At 70.1% G+C, this 20704-nt stretch carries 20 protein-coding genes and 2 tRNA genes; 5 read left to right on the top strand and 17 right to left on the bottom strand.

Features of this window, described 5'->3' with window-relative positions:
- The first annotated feature begins 42 nt into the window (after positions 1–42).
- Positions 43–1350 (top strand): ferric reductase-like transmembrane domain-containing protein, encoded by a 1308-nt coding sequence (locus tag OG246_RS16915; protein ID WP_266462461.1) that lies wholly within the window; start codon positions 43–45, stop codon positions 1348–1350.
- On the top strand, positions 1347–2966 hold the full coding sequence (locus OG246_RS16910; protein WP_266462458.1) for an NADH-quinone oxidoreductase subunit NuoF family protein: 1620 nt from the start codon (positions 1347–1349) through the stop codon (positions 2964–2966). Before OG246_RS16915 ends, OG246_RS16910 begins: the two co-directional genes overlap by 4 nt.
- Positions 2967–3015: 49 nt before the next feature.
- Here the strand turns inward: OG246_RS16910 and OG246_RS16905 are convergent.
- A tRNA-Ala gene (locus OG246_RS16905) sits at positions 3016–3088 on the bottom strand.
- Positions 3089–3236: 148 nt separating this feature from the next.
- Here OG246_RS16905 and OG246_RS16900 point away from each other — a divergent pair.
- The gene (locus OG246_RS16900) at positions 3237–4421 is read left to right on the top strand and encodes a glycosyltransferase 87 family protein (RefSeq protein WP_266462452.1); all 1185 of its coding nucleotides are present in this window, start codon (positions 3237–3239) and stop codon (positions 4419–4421) included.
- Here the strand turns inward: OG246_RS16900 and OG246_RS16895 are convergent.
- The 3 genes from OG246_RS16895 to OG246_RS16885 all read right to left on the bottom strand — a co-directional run bounded on the left by OG246_RS16895 (position 4390) and on the right by OG246_RS16885 (position 6234).
- On the bottom strand, positions 4390–4623 hold the full coding sequence (locus tag OG246_RS16895) for a hypothetical protein (protein WP_010986886.1): 234 nt from the start codon (positions 4621–4623) through the stop codon (positions 4390–4392). The two genes, OG246_RS16900 and OG246_RS16895, sit on opposite strands and share 32 nt — an antisense overlap.
- 3 nt (positions 4624–4626) lie before the next feature.
- Positions 4627–4800: a hypothetical protein gene (locus tag OG246_RS16890; protein WP_266462448.1), complete on the bottom strand. Its 174-nt coding sequence runs from the start codon at positions 4798–4800 to the stop codon at positions 4627–4629.
- Positions 4801–4869: 69 nt separating this feature from the next.
- Entirely contained in the window at positions 4870–6234 is a 1365-nt protein-coding gene (locus tag OG246_RS16885) for an MFS transporter (RefSeq protein ID WP_266464285.1), read from the bottom strand.
- 224 nt (positions 6235–6458) lie between these two features.
- On the opposite strand from OG246_RS16885, the gene OG246_RS16880 reads away from it, so the two are divergent.
- On the top strand, positions 6459–7316 hold the full coding sequence (locus OG246_RS16880) for a helix-turn-helix transcriptional regulator (RefSeq protein WP_266462445.1): 858 nt from the start codon (positions 6459–6461) through the stop codon (positions 7314–7316).
- 85 nt (positions 7317–7401) lie between these two features.
- Here the strand turns inward: OG246_RS16880 and OG246_RS16875 are convergent.
- The 7 genes from OG246_RS16875 to OG246_RS16845 form a co-directional block, all read right to left on the bottom strand.
- Positions 7402–7474, bottom strand: a tRNA-Ala gene (locus OG246_RS16875).
- A 106-nt stretch (positions 7475–7580) separates the two neighbouring features.
- A complete protein-coding gene (locus tag OG246_RS16870) occupies positions 7581–8252 on the bottom strand; it encodes a histidine phosphatase family protein (protein ID WP_266462441.1) in 672 nt (223 codons plus the stop codon).
- Positions 8249–8692 (bottom strand): ribosome silencing factor, encoded by a 444-nt coding sequence (gene rsfS / locus OG246_RS16865; protein ID WP_266462438.1) that lies wholly within the window; start codon positions 8690–8692, stop codon positions 8249–8251. The genes OG246_RS16870 and rsfS overlap by 4 nt, the downstream gene beginning before the upstream one ends.
- A 148-nt stretch (positions 8693–8840) precedes the next feature.
- A complete protein-coding gene (locus OG246_RS16860; protein ID WP_266462435.1) occupies positions 8841–10604 on the bottom strand; it encodes an LCP family protein in 1764 nt (587 codons plus the stop codon).
- Positions 10605–10623: 19 nt separating this feature from the next.
- Complete coding sequence (gene nadD, locus OG246_RS16855) at positions 10624–11271, bottom strand: nicotinate-nucleotide adenylyltransferase (RefSeq protein ID WP_266464280.1); 648 nt, start codon at positions 11269–11271, stop codon at positions 10624–10626.
- 189 nt (positions 11272–11460) lie between these two features.
- A complete protein-coding gene (locus OG246_RS16850; RefSeq protein WP_198655517.1) occupies positions 11461–11625 on the bottom strand; it encodes a hypothetical protein in 165 nt (54 codons plus the stop codon).
- Between the two features lie 202 nt (positions 11626–11827).
- Positions 11828–11986 carry a hypothetical protein gene (locus OG246_RS16845; RefSeq protein ID WP_266462430.1) on the bottom strand — a complete coding sequence of 53 codons (159 nt, stop codon included), beginning with the start codon at positions 11984–11986 and terminating at the stop codon, positions 11828–11830.
- A gap of 96 nt (positions 11987–12082) precedes the next feature.
- On the opposite strand from OG246_RS16845, the gene OG246_RS16840 reads away from it, so the two are divergent.
- Positions 12083–13219: a M48 family metallopeptidase gene (locus OG246_RS16840; protein ID WP_266462427.1), complete on the top strand. Its 1137-nt coding sequence runs from the start codon at positions 12083–12085 to the stop codon at positions 13217–13219.
- Between the two features lie 63 nt (positions 13220–13282).
- Here the strand turns inward: OG246_RS16840 and OG246_RS16835 are convergent, their stop codons facing one another.
- From OG246_RS16835 to OG246_RS16810, 6 genes are all read right to left on the bottom strand, one after another.
- Positions 13283–14350, bottom strand: a complete 1068-nt coding sequence (locus OG246_RS16835) for a hypothetical protein (RefSeq protein ID WP_266462423.1) — start codon at positions 14348–14350, stop codon at positions 13283–13285.
- A 157-nt stretch (positions 14351–14507) separates the two neighbouring features.
- Positions 14508–15122: a hypothetical protein gene (locus OG246_RS16830; RefSeq protein ID WP_266462421.1), complete on the bottom strand. Its 615-nt coding sequence runs from the start codon at positions 15120–15122 to the stop codon at positions 14508–14510.
- A gap of 143 nt (positions 15123–15265) precedes the next feature.
- Complete coding sequence (locus tag OG246_RS16825) at positions 15266–16552, bottom strand: glutamate-5-semialdehyde dehydrogenase (RefSeq protein ID WP_266462418.1); 1287 nt, start codon at positions 16550–16552, stop codon at positions 15266–15268.
- A gap of 73 nt (positions 16553–16625) precedes the next feature.
- Positions 16626–17084, bottom strand: a complete 459-nt coding sequence (locus OG246_RS16820; protein WP_266464278.1) for a hypothetical protein — start codon at positions 17082–17084, stop codon at positions 16626–16628.
- Positions 17085–17289: 205 nt separating this feature from the next.
- Positions 17290–18417, bottom strand: a complete 1128-nt coding sequence (gene proB / locus OG246_RS16815) for a glutamate 5-kinase (RefSeq protein ID WP_266462415.1) — start codon at positions 18415–18417, stop codon at positions 17290–17292.
- 192 nt (positions 18418–18609) lie between these two features.
- Positions 18610–20700, bottom strand: coding sequence for a hypothetical protein (locus OG246_RS16810; RefSeq protein ID WP_266462413.1), 2091 nt, complete (start codon positions 20698–20700; stop codon positions 18610–18612).
- Positions 20701–20704 lie beyond the last annotated feature (4 nt).

Raw genomic sequence — 20704 nt, 5'->3', positions numbered from 1 at the left:
CGGCTTCGGGACCGCTTCCCCGAACTGTTTGGGAGTAACCCCATGACCCCTCGTCGTAAGAACAGCTCGCTTCCCCAGCCGGGCCGATCGGCTTACGGGGCCCTGACGGCTGCCGCGCTGTTGCTCATACCCGTGGTCGTGCTGGTCGGAGGTGACGGCCTGCGCGACTTCCTCAACTTCGGCGCCGGCGTGCTGTCGCTGGTCGCCCTCACCTGCTCCGTGGTGTGGGGAATCGTCGCCACCGACCGGCTGTTCCTCAACACACGCCAGCGACTGGTCGCGCAGGCCGTGCACAGAACGACCGCCGTGTCCTCGGTCGCCTTCCTCCTGCTGCACGTCTCGGTCAAGCTGGTGCTGGACCACACCACAGTGGTCGCCGCCGTGGTCCCCTTCGGGCTCGGCGTCACGGGCACCAACGGACTCATCGGCTTCGGCTCACTGGCCGGCCTGCTCATGATCTTCACGGCCATCACCGGTGCGCTGCGCAGCGCCTTCGCGTCCCCCGCGCCGATCGCCGCACGCTGGCGGGCCGTGCACATGCTGGCGTACCCGGCCTGGTGCTCGGCCCTGGTGCACGGCCTGTACGCGGGGCGTCCCGCCGCGACCTACGTCACCGTGATGTACAGCCTCTGCCTGGTCTTCGTGGCAGTCGCCCTGGCCCTGCGCTCGTCCTCCGGCCCCCTCAAGCGCGCCATCGCCGAGCGGATCCTCGCGATCATCGGAGAGAACAACCGCAACGGTGGCCGCCTCGCCCGTGAGGATCTCGAGGCATCCCGTGCCGCCGCGGGGGGCGCCTCCCAGCCGGGATTCGCCCCGCGCCCGCGGCAGTCCCTCGAGGACACGTATGTGCCCCAGCAGCGCATGGCGTCCCCCGCTTCGCCCTACGAGGCCCCGTACGACCCGGCCGCGACCAGCGGAAACAACGGCTTCGCAGCCGCCTACCGCGCAGTGTCGGGCCCTCCCGGCGGAGACGCCCTGGGCCCCGACCCGACCGAGCGCTTCCAGATGCCCATGGACATGCAGCCCACAGAGACGTTCCAGCGCGTCGACAACGGAAGCACGTCGGGCAGTTGGCCGATTCCCTCGCCGCCGCCCGTCGGTGCCGCGCCCCCCTCTGCCTACGACCCGCTCAATGACACGGGATACAACATCCCTGTCTATGACAATTCAGCCGCCAACACGTACGGCACGAGTGACGTGTACGACACCGGTGAGTCGAACGATGCCTACGGCACGTACAACCCCAACGACACGTACGACAGCGGTCCCACGACTGAAGTACTGCCGGGTGCCTTCGACGCTCCTGGCTCCGGTGAATCATGGAACGCCCCTTCCGGAGGCTTTAAGTGAACGAGGCCCTACCCGACGTCCCGGAAGTCCGCGTCGTCGGACTTCCGCAGCTCACGTCGGGTTTCGACCTGGTTGAACGACTCGATCTCCCGATGCACCTCAAGGTGCACGGGCCGCTCGAACCCATGGGCGGCGAGCAACTCGCGGGCCTCGCCGAAGCGATCTCCCTGAAGGGCCGCGGCGGCGCGGGCTTCCCCTTCGCCAAGAAACTGCGCTCCGTGGCGGAATCGGCCATCAAGAAGGGCATCCGCCCCGTGGTGGTCGTCAACGGAAGCGAGGACGAACCCGCCTGCCGCAAGGACACGGTGCTCATCAACCGAGCCCCGCACCTCATCCTGGACGGCGCACTGCTGGCCGCGGAGGCCATGGGCGCCCGCACCCTCGTGATCGGCGTGACCCGTGAGTCCACCCAGCGGTCCATGGAGGCCGCGCTGGCCGAGCGCGGCCTGAGCAACCGCCGCGGATCACCCCTGCGCGCGCGCGTGCAGCGCAATCCGGTGCGCATGGTGACCGGAGCGGCGGCCTCGCTGATCCGTTCCATCGACGGCGGCCCGGCCATCCCGCCCGGCCGCAAGATCAGCGCGTCGCAGACCGGTGTCGGCGGCGCGCCCACGCTGCTGTCCAACGCCGAGACGTTCGCCCAACTGGCCATCGCGGCCCGCATCGGCCCCGACCGCTACCGCAACACGGGCCTGTACGACGAGCCCGGCACCGTCATGCTGACCGTCTCCGGCGCCGTCGCCCGCCCCATGGTGATCGAGGTCCCGACCGGTGTACCGCTGCGGTACGTGCTCCAGCTCGCGGGCGCCCCGCCCATGCCGCAGGGCGTGCTGACCGGCGGGTACCACGGCAAGTGGCTGGACGCGGCGACGGTCAACGAGGCGATCGTCTCGCGCAACAACCTGGACGCGGTGGGCGGCGCCCTCGGCGCCGGCGCGATCCTCCCGATCACCCAGCAGACCTGCCCCCTCGGTGAGTCACTGCGAGTGGCGCAGTGGCTGGCCGAGGAGAGCGCGGGACAGTGCGGTCCCTGCTACCTCGGTCTGCCCGCCGCGGCACGCGGCCTGGAGGACATCCTCAACGGCGGCGGCCCGGCCGCCCTGGAAGCCGTGAAGCAGGTCGCCAAGGCCGTGAAGCGGCGCGGCGCGTGCTCGCACCCGGACGGCTCCGCGATGTTCATCGAGTCGACGCTCAAGGCCTTCACCGACGACCTCGCCGCGCATGTCCTCGGCAACGGCTGCGGAAGGCCCGTGGAGGGCGTTCTGCCGCTCTTCGAGGGCGGCCAGACCCCGACGGGCATCCCTGGCGGCCAGAACCAGCTGGAGGCGGGTCCTCCCCGCCAGAAGATCTACGTCGACTGGACGCTGTGCCGTGGGCACGGCCTGTGCGCGGACATCCTTCCCGAGGTCTTCGAACTGGGCGCCGACGGCTTTCCCACCGTCGCGCAGGCATCGGTGCCCCGGTACGCGGAGGCGAAGGCCCTGCGCGCCGTACGCCGCTGCCCGGCGCTGGCGCTGCGCCTCGAGGAGGACACCAGGTCCTCCGCCCCGGCGCGCAACAACCTGCCCGTGCTCTCCGAGAAGCGCGGCCGCCGGGCGCTCGGCTCCGGTCGCTGAACACGAAGAAGCGGGCCACCCTGATCGGGTGGCCCGCTTTCAACGTCTGTGGAGCTAAGGAGAATTGAACTCCTGACCTCCTGCATGCCATGCAGGCGCTCTACCAACTGAGCTATAGCCCCTTGTGGCCATGCGGCGAAGCCGCATCTTGACCGTGTCGCCCGGGTTTCCCCGGCGGCGACGCCAACATTACACGGTCCTCCGGGTGCACCACCAAATCGTTTCCGTGCTGTGCGGACAATACGGATATGCGGGATAGTGTCGGCCTTCGTGACCGTGATCGCCGCGCCCCGTGTCCGCCGCCGGGTGCCCGTCGCCCTGGGGGCGTGCCTGCTGTCGTTCGCGGCCTTCTGGTGCGCGCAGCGGGCCGCACACGTGTCGATGATCGACCTGATGGTGTACCGGGCGGAGGGCGAGACGGTCCGCGCGGGCGGCGACCTCTACGCACTGCGCACGACCGAGGCCCATCTGCCCACCACCTACCCGCCGTTCGCGGCGCTGCTGTTCACACCGCTGACGCTGCTGGACACGGCGAGCATGCGAACCCTGGCAACGGCCGGAAACCTGGCTCTTCTTGTGGGGTTCGTGGCCCTCTCGCTGCGGCTCGTCGGGCACGCGCGCGTGGAGCGCGTCTGGTGGGTCTCGGCGGCTGCCGTGTGGTGCGAGCCGGTGTGGACGACACTGCGGTACGGGCAGATCAATCTGCTGCTCGCCGTACTGGTGCTGTGGGACCTGTCACGCCGGCCCGGCCACCGCTGGGCCGGAGTGGGCATCGGCATCGCGGCGGCGATCAAACTGACGCCCGCGCTCTTCGCGGTGTTCCTCCTGCTCACCGGCGCCGTGGAGTACATGAGGCGGGGCTCCGCGGGGCCGTGGTTACGGCACGCGCGCGGGGCGGCCGTCGCGTTCGCCGGGGCGACGCTGCTGGCGGCGGCCGTCCTGCCGTACGACTCATGGCGCTTCTGGACCCGCATGGTCTTCGAGGCGGGTCGCGTGGGGCTCGTCGAGGACACCGCGAACCAGTCGCTGCGCGGCGTCCTGGCCCGACTGCTGCACACCACCGAGCCCGGCGTCTGGTGGGCCGCCACGGCGGCTGTGGTGGGCGCGGCGGGCCTCGCTCTCGCCGTGGCCGCGGAACTGCGCGGAGGGCGGGCCTGGGCGGTGCTCGCGTGTGCAGTGACGGCTCTGCTGGTCAGCCCGGTGTCGTGGTCGCACCACTGGGTGTGGTGCGTACCGATGGTGCTGCTCCTCGCGACGGCCAGCCGGACCGCCGCCCTCTGCACGGCGCCGGCCTTCTGCTCGTACGCGCTGTGGTGGGTGCCGCACGGCCCGGGCAGGCTCGAACTGCACCAGACCGGCGCCGAGTTGACCTTGTCGGCCCTCTACGTAGGGGCCGGTTCCGCTTTCCTGGCCCTCGCCGGGCTCAGGCTGTCGCGAACGAATAGAACCGCTTGAGCGTGCAGTGCTCGTCGAGGAGCCGGCCGTAGATCGGCTCGCCCTCCAGTTCGCGGTACGTCTCGATCGGGTCGCCCTTTATGATCAGCGCCCGCGCGCACTCCTCGCACCAGTACTGGTAGTCGTGGTTGACCGGTTCCATGTCGCGGACGATTGGCGTACCACTGCCGCACCAATCGCACTTTCGCCTGTGCGCACCCATCGATCAGCTCCAGCTGTGGCCGCAGGCCGTGCACACGTAGGAGATCCCGCCGTTGTCGCCGAGAACCTGGGCGACATGGACCGATCCGCAGGAAGGGCAGTCAAGGAGAGTTACTTTTCTGCGTGTCTGTGCCGCTTCGAGGAGATCGTCGACCTCCTCGAGGATGCTCGCAGGCATCGCTTCTCCCTCCCGTCGGGCCGCGCCCCCTTCCGGCCGTTTGATTCTGCCACGGCCGGAGCAATACGGTCAGCGACGCCTTCGTACCAGTCCGGACACGGCACCCAGCGTGGCCGTCCCGGCCAGCGCATACATGCACGCGAGGAGCGCGTCCGCAGAGGTATACGCCCCGGGGGCCCCAAGTGACTCAAGCCGGTTCAAGAAGAGTGTGCCGAAGGCCGCGACACCGATCAGCTGACCGAGCTGGGTGACCGTCGCGAGCAGCCCGCTGGCGTCCGCCGCGTCCTCGGCACGGACGGTGGCCAGGGCCTTGGTGAGGGTGGGACTGAAACCGAGCGCGAGGCCCACGCCCACCCCCGCGAACGCCACGTACAGCCACGGGCCGCCGTCACCTCCGTCCCGCAGCACACGTCCGACACCGGCAACGGAGATCGCCGCGAGGGCGAAGCCGGCCGGAATCAGGCTGCGCTGCCAGGACGCGGGCCAGTTGCGCCAGGTCAGACCGACCAGGCCGAAGACCACCGCGGTCGGTGCGAAGGTGAGCCCCGCGCGCAGCGCGCTGTAGCCGAGACCGCCCTGTATGTGCAGCGTGAGTGTGAAAAGGAAGCCGGCGTTCACGGCCATCACGGCCAGTAGCCGGAAGACCGCGAGGCCGACGCCGGGCTGCCGCAACACCCTCGGCGCGATCAGCGGCGCCCCGCCACGTCGGGCGAGGCGGGACTCGTACAGACAGAACAGCCCGAAGCACACCGCGGCCGCGCCCAGCGACAGCCAGGACCACAGCGGCCAGTCCTCCTCCTGCCCCAGCACGAGCGGCACGGTGAACAGCGAGACAGCGGCGGCGAGGAGGACGAGCCCCGGCAGGTCGAGGCCGCGCGAACGCTCGAGGGCCCGCGCGTCGTCCCGCGGCAGTATGCGTCGGCCGACGGCCAGGAGTACGACGCCCACGGGCACGTTGACCAGGAACACCGGCCGCCAGCTGGTGCCGAACAGGTCCGCGCTGACCAGGACGCCGCCCAGCACCTGCCCGGCCGCGGCACCGGTCGCGAGGACGGCCGCGTACGCGCCGAGCGCCCGGGCCCGCGCCTCGCCGCTGAAGTTGCGCTGGATGAGGCTGAGTACCTGCGGGATCATCACGGCCGACCCGGCACCCTGAACCAGCCGGAAGGCGATCAACTCGCCGGTGCCCTGCGCCAGTCCGCAGGCCAGCGACGCGGCCGTGAACAGGGCGAGCCCGGCCAGATAGACACGGCGGTGGCCGAGCCGGTCGCCCAGCCGCGCTCCGGTGATCAGCAGCACGGCGTACGCGATGGTGTATCCGGCGACCACCAGTTGCAGGCCCGCGCCGGACGCGTGGAGTTCGGAACCGATCGTGGGCACCGCGACGTTCACGATGAAGACGTCGAGCAGTGCCATGAACTGGGCCGCGAGCACCACCGCGAGCAGCCGTCCGGGGCGATTGTCAGTGCCAGGGGCTTTACTGGTCACAGGACTTGGACCTGCTGCGGGGCCTGGTCCCGAGGGGGTTGTCGTCGTCATGGCATCGAGCCTGACGGCGAGTGGATACGGGTAACGAGAGCCCGCCGATGCTGGTACTGACAGCACCTGGCAGCGGACGGGCCGAGCACGGACGATGGGTGACGGGGGATGTGATGCCGATGAACACGGCACAGCGCCGCAGGCCGGAGCTGGCCGCCTTCCTGCGCGGCAGGCGGGCGCGGGTGACACCCGCCGACGTGGGGATGCCGCCGGGCTTCCGGCGCCGCACACCCGGGCTGCGCCGCGAAGAGGTCGCGCAGCTCTCCGGCGTCGGCGTCACCTGGTACACGTGGCTGGAGCAGGGACGCCCGATCAACGCGTCCGCGCAGGTCCTGGACGCAGTGGCGCGCACGCTGCGCCTCGACCAGCCGGAGCGTGAGCATCTGTACCACCTGGCCGAGGTGCCGTACGAGCCGGATCCCCAGACCGCCGCGCGAGCCGTGGGCCCGCAGGTCCAGAGCATCCTCGACGCCCTCGACCCGCACCCGGCGGTGGTCTACAACTCACGGTTCGACATCCTCGCCACCAACCCCGCCTACCGCGACGTGTTCTTCGTGCCGGGCGCCCTCAAGACCCGGTCGTACAACGCGCTGTGGACGCTGTTCACGATGCCCGAGCCCGACTGTCCGCTGGTGTTCCGGGACACCGAGCTCCCGGTGATGGTGGCGACACTGCGCTCGTCGTACGGGCTCCATGCGGGCGAACCCGTCTGGGAGGACTTCATACGCAGGCTGTCGGAGGCCAGCCCTCTCTTCGCCCGACTGTGGAGCGTCGGCGATGTGGCGCAGCCGGGTTCGCGGGTGAAGACGTTCCGGCACACGGCGGTCGGTGAGATGCGGATGACGTCCGTCTCGCTGTCGATCCACGGCATGTCCGAGTGCCGGATCGTGGTCTACCAGCCGGACGACGAGGAGACGCATCTGCGGACGGCACGACTCCGCGACCTGAGGGCGGCACCGACAGCTGTTCAGACATAACTGTCCAGACAACGAAAAACCCCGTCCCCTGACGGGAACGGGATCATTCACCACTGATCTTTGACAACTCAAAAGAGTCGATCTGTGGAGCTAAGGAGAATTGAACTCCTGACCTCCTGCATGCCATGCAGGCGCTCTACCAACTGAGCTATAGCCCCGTGTGTTCTTCCCGCCCGGCGGGGCGAACAAGAAGAACTTTAGCCTGCGACCAGCCGGAAAGTGAAATCCGGTCCCGACGGGTCCGCGGGACCGGACAGGGGCCGCTCAGTCGTCGTCGCCGAGCACCGGTTCCGGCAGCGTGCCGGCGTTGTGCTCCAGGAGTCGCCAGCCCCGGGCGCCCTCTCCGAGGACGGACCAGCAGCAGTTGGAGAGCCCGCCGAGGCTCTCCCAGTGCTGGGATTCCAGACCGAGGAGACGGCCGATGGTGGTGCGGATCGTGCCACCGTGGCTGACGATCACGAGGGTGCCGTCGTCGGGGAGCTTTTCGGCATGCCGCAGCACCACGGGGGCGGCGCGGTCGGCGACCTCGCTCTCCAGTTCGCCTCCACCGCGGCGGACGGGCTCACCGCGCTTCCAGGCGGCGTACTCCTCGCCGTGCCGGGCGATGATCTCGTTGTGCGTCAGCCCCTGCCAGACGCCCGCGTAGGTCTCACGCAGGCCCTCGTCGTGGGTGACGTCGAGGCCGGTGAGCACGGAGAGCTCGGCGGCCGTGTCGGCGGCGCGCTTGAGGTCCGAGGCGACGATCACGTCGGGCTTCAGCGAGGCGAGCAGCCGAGCGGCGCGGCGGGCCTGGCCGATGCCGGTCTCGGTCAGCTCGACGTTCGTCGTGCCCTGGAAGCGCCGCTCGACGTTCCAGGACGTCTGGCCGTGCCGCCAGAGGATGACGCGGCGGCCCCGGCCGGGCTTCTTCCCGGCCTCGGCGCCCGCGGCGGTCACCGGAGCTCTCCGAGCTCGGCGGCGTCCTCCGCATCCTGGAGCTTGGCGTGCTCGGCGCCCTTGCCTCGGGTCGCCAGGGCGTCGGCGGGCAGGTCCAGCTCCGGGCAGTCCTTCCACAGCCGCTCGAGGGCGTAGAAGACACGCTCCTCGCTGTGCTGCACGTGCACCACGATGTCGACGTAGTCGAGCAGCACCCAGCGGGCCTCGCGGTCGCCCTCGCGGCGCACCGGCTTGGTGCCGAGCTCCTTGTTCAGCCGCTCCTCGATCTCGTCGACGATCGACTTGACCTGGCGGTCGTTGGGAGCGGACGCCAGCAGGAAGGCGTCGGTGATCGAAAGTACGTCGCTGACGTCGTACGCGATGATGTCGTGCGCGAGCTTGTCGGCGGCCGCCTGTGCGGCGGTCTTGATGAGCTCGATGGAGCGGTCCGTGGCGGTCACTACGCGGCTTTCCGTAGGCGGTCAGTAATGACTCAAGGGTCTCACGGACCGCCGACGACACCCCACGCGTTTCTCCGGCCCTGCCGCCGGCCGCCCCCGGGACGGCTCGTCGACCGTCCCGGGGCGGGCGCCCTCTCCCGCGTCCTGTCTACGAGGACGAGGGCTCGTAGTCCTGGCCGAGGACCACGGACACGTCCGCGTTGGAAGTGACCGTGCCCTTCTTCACCGAGGTGGCGGGCAGCCCCAGGGTCTTGGCGACCTCGGCGGCGTTCTCCTTCTGGGCGGCGTCGGCGTATGTGATCTGGGACACGCTCTGGCTGGTGGCGGCCGTGCCGGAGTCCAGGAAGGTGTAGCCGCCGTTGACCAGGACGACGCGGGCCTTCTCGGTGAAGTCCTTGTCGCCGGTGGCGTTCTTGATGCCGACGCGGACGGCGGCGCCCTCCTCCGGGCTCTTCACGGTGCCTCCGAGCACGTCCTTTACCACACTGTCGGTGGCCTCCTCGCTCAGGGTGCCGTCCTGCTGCACGGGAAGCAGCGCCGTCTTGTAGTCGCCGCCCTTGGCCTGGTCGGCGAGGGTCGCGAGGAAAGCGCCGAGATCCTTGTCGGTCAGCGACGGGTCGAGGATCTGCGCGAGGGTCTGCACGGTGATCGTCGCGGCCTGCGGGTCGGAGGACAGCTTGCGCAGCACGCCCTGCATGACCTGCCCGAACCGCTCCAGCTGGGCGGTCTGGGACTCGCCGGAGGCCTGGTAGGTGGCGTAGGCGACGGCCATCTTGCCGCTGAGGGACTGGTCCGAGCCCTTCTTCACGAGGGCCGCCTCGCCCTTCTTGTCGGAATCGGGGTCCGGCACATCGGCGTTGGTGTCGATCTCGATGCCGCCGACGAGTTCGACGAGATTGTTGAGGTACGGGGTGTCGAGACGCCAGGTGCCCTCGATGTCGGTGCCGAGCACCGTGTCGACGGCGTCCAGGGTGCCGGCCGAGCCGTCGTCGTCGACGGACTTGGCGAGCGTGGTCGTGCTGCCGTCGTCGTCCGTCAGGGCAAGGGAGTTGGGCAGCAGGACGCTGGTGCCCTGCTTGGTGGTGGTGTTGTTCACGAGCAGCATCGTGGAGGTGCCGCTGCCACTGGTGTTGTGGAGGTGGACGACGATCACGTCACGCTTCTGGGCGGCCGCGGACGTGGCGGTGCCGGATTTGTCGCTCGTCGACGACAGGCCGGGGAGCTTGCCCGCGTACCAGAGGTAGCCGACGCCGCCGGTAGCGACCAGGGCGAGCACCACGACCAGGCCGATGATCCGGCCGCGGGTGCGGCGCCTGGCCTCCTCGCGGCGTTCGGTGCGGTTCTCGGTGAACTTCAGCCAGTCGATGACGTCTTCGGAGTCGGCTTCCTGCTCCTCGACGAAGGCGAACTGCTCGGTGCCGTAGTCCCGGTCGGCCCGGGGCTCGCTCTTCTCCGCGGGACCCGCCTGCTGCGGGATGTAGGCGGTCTGCTCGGCAACCCGGGGCTGCTGACCGGTACTTGAGGTCTGCCCGGTCCGGCCCGCCTGCCCGGCCTGGCCCGTCTGCCCGTACGGGTCGTACCCCGTCGAGGTCCCGGCGGCACCGGGCGCGCCGGCGCCGTACGGGTCGTAGGAGTCCTGCGTGTTGTAGGTGGGGGCGGGCGGCTGCCGGCCGGTGTCATGGGACGACACAGGCGGCTGCTGACCGGTGTCATACGGCGACACAGGCGGCTGCTGGCCCGTCGCGTACGGGTCGTAGCCGTAGCCCTGCGGCTGCTGCTGTCCGTAGGTGTCGTAGCCCTGCTGCTGAGGCTGCTGGGGCGACACCTGCTGGTACACAGGCTGCCCGAACTCGTCGTAGCCGACGAGCTCGTACTGGTCGCCGCCCGCGTACCCGTCGTATCGGTCGTTCACCGGTGCCCCTCTCGGCTCACTAGCCGCGGTACAGCTCACGCTTGTCGATGTAGCGCACCACACCGTCCGGCACCAGATACCAGACGGGATCGCCCTTGGCGACCCTCGCGCGGCAGTCCGTGGACGAGATGGCGAGCGCGGGTACCTCGACGAGCGAGACACCGCCCTCGGGAAGCCCCGGATCGGTCAGGGTGTGGCCGGGCCGGGTGACCCCGATGAAGTGCGCGAGGGAGAACAGCTCTTCCGCGTACCGCCAGGTGAGGATCTGGCCTAGCGCATCGGCGCCGGTGATGAAGAAAAGGTCCGTGTCGGGGTTGAGCGCGCGCAGGTCGCGCAGGGTGTCCGTGGTGTAGGTCGGGCCGCCGCGGTCGATGTCGATGCGGCTCACCGAGAACGTCGGGTTCTCCGCGGTCGCGATGACCGTCATCAGATAGCGGTCCTCGGCCGGGGTGACCTTGCGGTCGGTCTTCTGCCACGGCTGCCCGGTCGGCACGAACACCACCTCGTCGAGGTGGAACTGCGCGGCGACCTCGCTGGCCGCCACGAGGTGTCCGTGGTGGATCGGGTCGAACGTTCCGCCCATGACGCCGAGGCGGCGCTTGCCCGGATTCGACGGGGCGTTCCCAGGACCGATCGTCAGACGCTTCACCACGCCAGGACTCACCATGTCAGGACTCATCGCACCAGAACCCACCGCGCCACGGGCGATCCCGCCGCTCACAGTGCCGTCGGCCGCGCCGCTCTCCGTGTCACCCGCCGGACCGGTAGGCATGTCCTGCTCTCCCATGCGTGCAGACCCTACCGGCCCGGTCTGTGGGCCCTGGTCGACAGGGGTCCCTGACCGTCCCGGTGGGTGTCAGCGGTCCCGGTTGAAACGCGTGGTGATCCACAGCAGCAGCATCAGGATGAAGAAGGCGCCGCCGCCGGTGAGGTAGGGGCTGAGGCTCTCGTGGTTGCCGCCGTGCTCTTCGCCCTCGGCGGCAAGAGTGACCAACTGTGCGGCGGTGCTGTGGAAGCTCATCTCGGCAGAACCTATCCGGTGTGGGCGGGATAAAGACGTCGGCCCATCGTAAGCGTGGGGCTCGGCCGCGATCACGCCGACTCCGCCGTTGGTGACGCGCGCCGCCCCGGCGACCGCTTACGCCGCTCGAAGCAACGTCGACCGCGAGGACGACGTCAGTCAAGGAGTAGGCCGGCGGTGAGCACGCCGGTCGACGAGAACCTCAGTCGTCCCGCTTGTAGCCGCGCAGCAGGAACCACGCCACAAGGACGGAGCCCAGCACCATCACGATCAGCACGACGCGGAGCAGATTGCCCGCCCCCTGCGTGTCTGCGGCGGCGGCCGCCTCGGTCAGCCGGAAGGCCGCGGGAATGTGCTCCATGGGGATAGCTCCTTACGGTGTGCTGCCCCTTGACGGTATCTCCGCCTACGCTGGAGCCCGCTTCGGGGGCACGGCACTCAGAGCATGGGGGAACACATGTCCGATGACAGCCACGAGCAGAACGGGCACGAGAACGTGCCGAGCAGGCAGCGCAGGCGCTTCGAGGGGATCTCCTCGCGGGCGTACGAACACCCGGCGGACCGCTCGGCCCTGGTGGCCCTGCGCAAGCTCAGCGGCTTCGACACGGTCTTCAAGGCGCTCAGCGGCCTGCTTCCGGAACGCAGTCTGAGGCTGCTGTTCCTGTCCGATTCGGTGCGCGTCTCGGACGCCCAGTTCGCGCACCTCAACGCCATGCTGCGGGACGCCTGTCACATCCTGGACCTGGAGAAGGTCCCGCCGATGTACGTCAACCAGGACCCGCAGCCCAACGCGATGTGCATCGGCCTGGACGAGCCGATCATCGTCGTCACCACCGGCCTCGTGGAGCTGCTGGACGAGGAGGAGATGCGGGCCGTCGTCGGGCATGAAGTCGGCCACGCGCTGTCCGGCCACGCGGTCTACCGCACGATCCTGCTGTTCCTGACCAACCTGGCGCTCCGGGTGGCCTGGATCCCACTGGGCAACATCGCGATCATGGCGATCGTGACCGCGCTGCGCGAGTGGTTCCGCAAGTCGGAGCTGTCGGCCGACCGCGCAGGGCTCCTTGTCGGGCAGGACCTGAAGGCCTCGATGCGCGGCCTGATGAAGCTTGCGGGAGGCAATCACCTGCACGAGATGAACGTCGACGCGTTCCTCGCACAGGCCGAGGAGTACGAGGCCGGGGGCGACCTGCGCGACTCCGTGCTCAAGATCCTCAATACCCTTCCCCGCACGCACCCCTTCACCACCGTTCGCGCCGCCGAGCTGAAGAAGTGGGCGGAGTCCCGCGACTTCCAGCGGATCATGGACGGCCACTACCCGCGACGCAGCGAGGACAAGGACACCTCGGTCGGGGACTCCTTCCGGCAGTCGGCGGCCAGCTACGCCTCCGACGTCAAGAACTCCAAGGACCCGCTGATGAAGCTGGTCGGAGACATCGCGGGCGGCGCGGGAGACCTCGGCGGCCGGGTGCGACGCGGCTTCGGAGGCTTCGCGAGCGGTTCACCGAAGGACACGGGCAGCTCGACCAAGGAAGCGCCACCGAGGGACACCGACGAGCACCCCGACGACGAGACCCCCAACGGCAACGGCTGACCGGAGACCAGCTCGGCAAAGGAGACCAGCTCAGCAAAACGGGCTCACAAGGCGCCCAGAAGCTCAGACCTTAGGCTGCGCGCTGGTCGCCAGTGATCCGCACAGCGCGGTGGCGCTGCCGGTCGCGTACGGGTCCGTACCGGCCGGGCCGCCCGCCTTCGCCGTCTGCCCCGCGAGCAGCGGGCGCAGCTGGTTGACCGAGTCCTCGGAGCAGGCGAGCGGACCGGCCTGGACGTAGGAGACGACCAGCTCCGCCTGGTGCATGCGCAGGTCGTCGCGGTCGAAGCGGAAGTGCAGCTCGCGCCGGACGGTGAAGAGCGAGGCGTCCGCCTTCTCGTCCGAGCCCGCCGGCTTCAGCGCGTACACGAAGGTGTGGTCGGCGATGACCTCAAGGGTGTTCGAGTCGAACTCGGCGGCCTGGAGGGTGCCCTGCACACGGATCTTGGGGTCGGCGAGCTCGACACGGGTCGCGTCGAAGCGGACCAGCCAGCCGGTGGGGACGTGCCGCCCGTCGGCGGCCGGGCGGTCGAAGCTCTCGTCGAACTGGTCGAGCTGCTGTGGGTCGAGCAGGATCCGTACGGGCCGGGTGGCGCCGCCGGTGAGTACCTCCGGGTCGAGGGAGGACTCGACGAGGTAGTCCTTGGCGGTGGTCAGGGCGGTGACGACCTGGCTGTCGGAGAAGTGCGCGGTGCGCCGGGAGGCTGGCAGCGTGATGCCTTCGGCACCCATGCGGAACTGGGCGGCCGGGCTGTTCGTGTACAGGTCCTCGGGGCGCATGGCTCCGGGTACCGCGCCCTGCGGGGCGAGCGGGATGACCGTCATCCGAAGCGGCTCGGGGGGCTGGGCTACGGGGGTCTGGTACGGGTGGCGGACGCCCATGTAGATCGCGGTGCCGAAGGCGACGGCGATCAGCAGGACGAGGATCAGCGCCTGCCGGGAGAGGCCGCGGTGGAGGGGTGGGCGGCGGCGTACGGCCGGGGCGTGGTCGGCCAGGCGCTCCTGCGCGGAGAACTCCTGGAGGCGGGCAGCGCGGACGAACGATTCGTCGAAGACGACGGATCGGTACTCGTCCTCTCCACCGGCGGAAGCACCCTCGGGTGTTCCCCCAGGTGGTTCTCCAGGCCCGCCCATACCTTCAGAGTAGGTCTCCGGGACCTCAGGTAAACGCCCTGCTACACGACAAGTTCTGACAGGTTCTCACCAGAGTCGTCCGAGTATTCGCACAGGGTTCGCCCTGGTGCCGGCAGCGGGGCCGAGCCCGGCTCGTCACGGGGTCGCCCCCGGTTCGTCACGGCGTGCGAGGGACCGCCGACACCGCCGGCTGGGAGTAGTCGGCCGAAGCGGAGGGGCTAGTGCCGGTGACCTTGTCCAGGCCTTGCTCCAAGCCCGTCGAGGCGGGCGGCGGGACCTGTTCCTGGCGGTTCGAGGAAGCCCCCCGGTAGACCGCCGCGAAGGCCAGGGCGACCATGCCGATGCCCATCACGAGGGCGAGCATCCAGGCGACGGGGCGTTGCCAGCGGGTGTGTTTTCCGTAGGCCCTGCCGTACGTTCCCGCCAGGCCGTAACGGCCCTGAAGGACCTCGGTGTCGTCCAGATCGTCCAAATCGCGGTCCCGGCCGAAATCACCGCGGGCATCCGGTCCGAAGCCGTCCTCGTAGCGCTCGTCGTCGCCGCGTGCGCCCCGGGTGTGCGCCCGGCGCGTCTCGGCCTCGGCTGCCTCCGCGCGGGCCTGGGCGGCCGAGAGCAGCCGCTCCACGGCGGTCGGCTCGTGGATCGCGGCAGCCTGTACGAAGTCCTCGTCGAAGACCACGGAGGCGAACTCTTCGTCCGCACCCCCGCGGTCGCGGTCGTCGTCGGGCTCCCAGCCGTCGGGAAACGGCGAGCCCCCCACGTCCTCCGGCACGGATCCAGAGTAGACCTGGGGTGTCAATTTGGGCAGACGGTATGGAAATTCATCCGCCTGACGAGACGCGTCTCACGCGCCGCGCGCCCCGTCCCCGCGCCGGACGCGCCCGCACATCGCCCGTACATCGCCGGGCGGTCGCCTTACCGCCGAACGTGTCCGTCCCCGGTGACGATGTACTTCGTGCTGGTCAGCTCCGGAAGCCCCATCGGCCCCCGCGCGTGCAGCTTCTGCGTGGAGATGCCGATCTCGGCGCCGAAGCCGAACTGGCCGCCGTCCGTGAAGCGGGTCGAGGCGTTGACCGCGACCGTCGTGGAATCGACCAGCTGGGTGAAGCGGCGGGCGGCCTGCTGCGAGGTGGTGACGATGGCCTCGGTGTGGCCCGAGGTCCACAGCCGGATGTGGTCCACGGCCCGGTCGAGCGAGTCGACGACGGCGGCGGCGATGTCGTACGAGAGGTACTCGGTCTCCCAGTCCTCGAGGGTGGCCTCGACGACGGTGGCCCTGGAGTCCTTGGCGTACGCGAGGACGCGCTCGTCGGCGTGCACCGTGACCCCGGCGTCCGCGAGGGCGTCCAGGGCACGCGGCAGGAACTCGGGCGCGATGTCCTGGTGGACGAGGAGCGTCTCGGCGGAGTTGCAGACGCTGGGCCGCTGCGCCTTGGAGTTGATCAGGATGTCGACCGCCATGTCGATGTCGGCGTGCGCGTCGACGTACACATGGCAGTTGCCGGTACCTGTCTCGATGACCGGGACGGTTGATTCCTGGACGACCGTGCGGATCAGCGAGGCGCCACCGCGCGGGATGAGGACGTCGACCAGCCCGCGGGCGCGCATCAGCTCGCGTACGGACTCGCGGCCCTCACCGGGCACGAGCTGGATGGCGTCGGCGGGCAGTCCGGCGCCCCCGACGGCGTCGCGCAGGACGCGGACCAGGGCGGTGTTCGACTCGAACGCCGAGGAGGAGCCGCGCAGCAGCACGGCGTTGCCGGACTTCAGGCAGAGGGCGGCGGCGTCGACCGTCACGTTCGGGCGGGCCTCGTAGATGATCCCGACGACGCCGAGCGGGACGCGGACCTGGCGCAGGTCGATGCCGTTCGGGAGGGTCGAGCCGCGGACGACCTCGCCGACCGGGTCGGGCAGGGACACGACATCGCGTACGTCCGAGGCGATCGCGCGCACGCGCTCGGGCGTGAGCGTGAGCCGGTCGATGACGGTCTCGCTCGTGCCGGCCTCGCGGGCGCGCGCGATGTCCTTGGCGTTGGCCGCGACGATCTCGCTCGTACGGACCTCCAGCGCGTCCGCGATCGCGAGCAGCGCGTCGTCCTTCTCGGCCCGCGGCAGCGGCGCGAGGTCGGCGGCGGCGGACTTCGCGCGGTAGGCGGCCTGGGTGACCGGAGACATCGAGTCGTACGGCGAGAGCGTGGTCATGTCGGCAGCGTAATGCTCCGAACGGGTCTGTATCGCCGCTGTCCCAAACTCCAAGACACCCGGCGAAGGCGGCTCAAAAGGGATGTACGCCGACGGGGGTCGCCGGCAGTGGTCCGTAGCCCTCCGCGATCCGCTGGTGGTAGGTCCCGCGGTCGATGACCTCCAGACCGACGATCTCCCAGGGCGGCAGTTTGGCGGTCTGCCGGTGCTCACCCCACAGGCGCAGCGCGACGGCCGCCGCGTCGTGCAGGTCGCGGGCCTCTTCCCAGTAGCGGATCTCGGCGTGGTCGTTGGCGTACCGGCTGGTCAGCAGAAAGGGGTGGTCGTGGGCGAGCTGCTCGAGACCGCGCCTGACCTCCTTCAACGGTGCCTCGTCACCCGAGACGCTCAGCGTGACGTGCCACAGCCGGGGCTGGTGCGCCGGTTCCCCGCTCGAGTACGTGTCTCCGGCCGCGACGCTGGTCAGCGCCCGTTCCTCGCCCACCGCACGGGAGGCGGCACCACCGCGGGACGCCGCCGCCCCAGGGCGCACTCGTCTCACGACGGCCTCCTTTACGCAATGGTCCGCAATGGTCCAGCTGAATCCGGGGGTCTCCCTGCAACAAAGTTGAGCAGGTGGGGCGCCGTCGCGTGGCGGTTTTACGGAACGTCCCCCCGCGGAGGACGGGCTTTCGGACGTTTATGGGGCAACTGGCACGTCGACGACATGGCGCCGCACGTACGGGTGCACGAGATCACTACAGGTGCAGCAGCACGAGAGCGTCCCTGTGTACGACTTCGCGTTCGTACTCGGGCCCCAGTTCGCGCGCCAGTTCCCTGGTCGAGCGTCCGATGAGCTGGGGGATCTCCTTGGCGTCGAAGTTCACGATCCCCCGGGCGACTGCCCGGCCCGTGCTGTCGCGCAGTTCGACGGGGTCACCGGCGGTGAACTCGCCCTCGACGGACGCGATACCCGCAGGCAGCAGCGACATGCGCCGCTCGACGACCGCGCGCACGGCCCCGTCGTCCAGGGTGAGCGCGCCCTGCGGCGTGGAGGCGTGCTGCAGCCACAGCAGCCGGTCGGTGGAGCGCCGGCCCGTGGGGTGGAAGTACGTGCCCGTGTCGCGCCCCGCGAGCGCGTCGGCGGCGTGGACGGCGCTCGTCACCACGACCGGGATGCCCGCGCCGGTCGCGATCCGGGCCGCCTCGACCTTGGTGACCATGCCGCCGGTGCCGACGCCGGCCTTGCCCGCGCTGCCCATGTCGATGCCGTCGAGATCGGACGGGCCACGTACTTCCGCGATCCGCGACGTACCGGGTTTGCCGGGGTCGCCGTCGTACACGCCGTCCACGTCGGAGAGCAGGACGAGCAGATCGGCTCGTACGAGATGGGCGACGAGCGCGGCGAGACGGTCGTTGTCGCCGAAGCGGATCTCGTCCGTGGCGACCGTGTCGTTCTCGTTGACGACCGGCAGGGCGCCCATCGCGAGGAGCTTGTCGAGGGTGCGGGAGGCGTTGCGGTGGTGGGCGCGGCGGCTGGTGTCGTCGGAGGTGAGGAGCACCTGTCCGACGCGGATGCCGTGGCGGGCGCAGGAGGCGGCGTAGCGGGCGACCAGGAGGCCCTGGCCGACGCTGGCCGCGGCCTGCTGCCGGGCGAGGTCCCTGGGGCGGCGGCGCAGTCCGAGGGGGGCGAGCCCGGCGGCGATGGCGCCGGAGGAGACGAGGACGACTTCCTTCTCGCCGCCGCTGCGGCACTTGGCGAGTACGTCGACGAGGGCGTCGACCCGGTCCGCGTCGAGGCCGCCCGCGGCGCTGGTCAGCGAGGAGGAACCCACCTTGACGACGATCCTGTGCGCCTGTGCCACGGCCTGCCTTGCCCCTGCCACCTGCTGTGCATCCCCTCGCGTCCGGTCCTGCTGCCCACCCGGCAATCTACGTGAAGGGGACCGGGCGTCGCGCATCGGTCCAGTTCCCGGACAGGCTTCTCGCGCGTTTCGCCCGGGTGTCACGCGGAAGGGCCCGGGTCCCGAGGTGAGTCCTCGGGAGCCGGGCCCTGAAGCAACCAGCGGAACCCGCGATCAGCCCTTGACCGCGGCTCCGTCGGTGTCGCCGGGAAGCGCACTCGCCAGGTCCGCGGCCGGAGCGCCCGCGGCCGAAGTGCCGTTCTCCTGGCCGAGGTTGCGCGTCTCGGCCTTCTGCGCCAGCTGCCGCACCGCGGAGTTGAACTGGTCGATCGAGGTCGGCTCGTCGGGCCCGAGCAGATACCGCTTCAGCTCCTGGCGTTCGGCGGCCTGCGCGTCGGCCGCCTGGTCGCGCACCGCGGCCAGCAACTGGCCCAGTTCGGCGGCCGAGTTGGACAGGATCACGGCGGCGCGTACCGCGGTGTTCTGCCGCTTGAACTGCTCGGCGCCGAGCTCCGCGGAGTCGGTGACGGCGTACGGCTTGCCGCTCGCGATGAAGTCGGAGACCACGCTGGAGATGTCCGAGACCATCGCGTCGGAGACGTTGAAGCAGTCGTACAGACGCGGTTCGGCACCCGTGACGACCTTGTGCTCCCAGCTGGGGATGGCACGCCAGTAGGCGTCGTCCCACTCGCCCCGCAGCCGGGCGATCTCCGCGTGCTTCTGGACGTCGACCACACCGTCCCGGCTGGCCTCGGCCTCGTCGCCCTTCTGGGCGCCGGCCCCGGACAGCTCGGCCAGGCGGGCCTCGATGCGGGTCAGCTCGGCCTTGGCCTGCGCCTGGACGGCCGTGTCGACGGTGAACCGGGAGTCGGCGGCGCGGGCGACGGCGGCCTTCTCGACCAGCGCGGTGATGCGTCGATGGGCGGCAGCGGCCTCGGCGCTGACGGTGCCGGTGAAGGGGTGCGGCTTGTACAGCACCCGGACCGGCGGGTCGGCCTTCACCAGCTTCTTCACGATGGTCTCGCCGGCGAGCACGAGGGAGGTGTTGCCGGGGTTGCCGTCCCAGCCCTCCCAGGTGGGCGCGTACAGAACCGTGGGAATGCCTTCCGGCACGCCCTGCCAGGGCTGGATCGGCGCCAGCTGCGGGCGGCCGACCTCGACGATGTCCTCGTCGCGGACGCCGACGTCGGCGATGGCGTAGCGGTCACGCCCGGCACGGCCGGCGGTCCACACCTCGTCGTACGCCTTGCTGAACGGGTTGACGCTGGCGAGCTTGTCGCTGTCGCCGTGACCGATGAAGACGTGCTTCATGGTCGGGACGCGCAGCAGGTGGATGTTCTTGCCGACGTTCGCCGCGTACAGCGCGACCCGCACCGTGGACAGGTCCATGTTCATCAGGTGCACCCCTCCGGGCACGCAGATGACCGGCACGGTGGTGGGCGCCATGAGCTCCAGGATGGCGCGCTCACGGAGGATGATCAGCGGCCGGGTGTCCAGCTCCTCCATCGTCTCGAGCCACATGTTGACCTGGTACGCGGAGTCCTTGGAGCCCGAGAAGTAGAGCGCCGTCTCCGGGCGGTGCTCGCGCAGCCAGGAGTCGGTCGCCGCCAGGACCTCGTCCGCGCTCGGCGGGGTGCTCTTTCCGCGGACGTACGGGACGAGCGCGACGACGTAGCCGAAGGCCAGCACCAGTGTGATGGCGATGCCGACGAACCCGTACACGGCCGAGTCGGTCGCCGCGGTGACGAGCACGCCGACGACCGCGGCCAGGTCGAGGTGGAGCATCTTCTCGGCGTTCCGGTCCAGCAGGAACGCCGGGGGCGCGTCCGGGATGCGGATGCGCGAGCCCAGGTCGAGGTTGCGGGTGGCGACGGGCATCTTGCGGCGCGACCGGATCAGCGTGACCAGCGCGCTGTGCGGGGCCTGGAAGCCGTAGAAGGCGAGGAAGCACGCGATCGCCGCGTAGAAGACCGTGCTCTCGGACAGGTCGGCGCGCGCCAGGAGCAGCACCAGGAGCAGCTGCCGGATCAGGAACCTGATGGACAGACCGGCCCGTACCTTGCTGAGGCGGTTGATCAGATAGCTGCCACGCCGGTGCAGATAGTGGTCCGCCAGGTACGTCACGGCGGCCGCGGCCGCGAAGGCGGGGACGCTCGGAATGAGCGCGGCGAGCATCAGGCAGGGGAAGCCCAGCATCATGAGGGCCGCCGCCGCCAGCTCGGCCGCGCTGCCCACCCGGGCGACGCGAATAGCGGTGGAAATCACGGAG

It is taken from the genome of Streptomyces sp. NBC_00620 (assembly GCF_026341825.1).
Lineage (GTDB): Bacteria > Actinomycetota > Actinomycetes > Streptomycetales > Streptomycetaceae > Streptomyces.
This window is presented reverse-complemented; position numbering and strand designations above follow the sequence as displayed.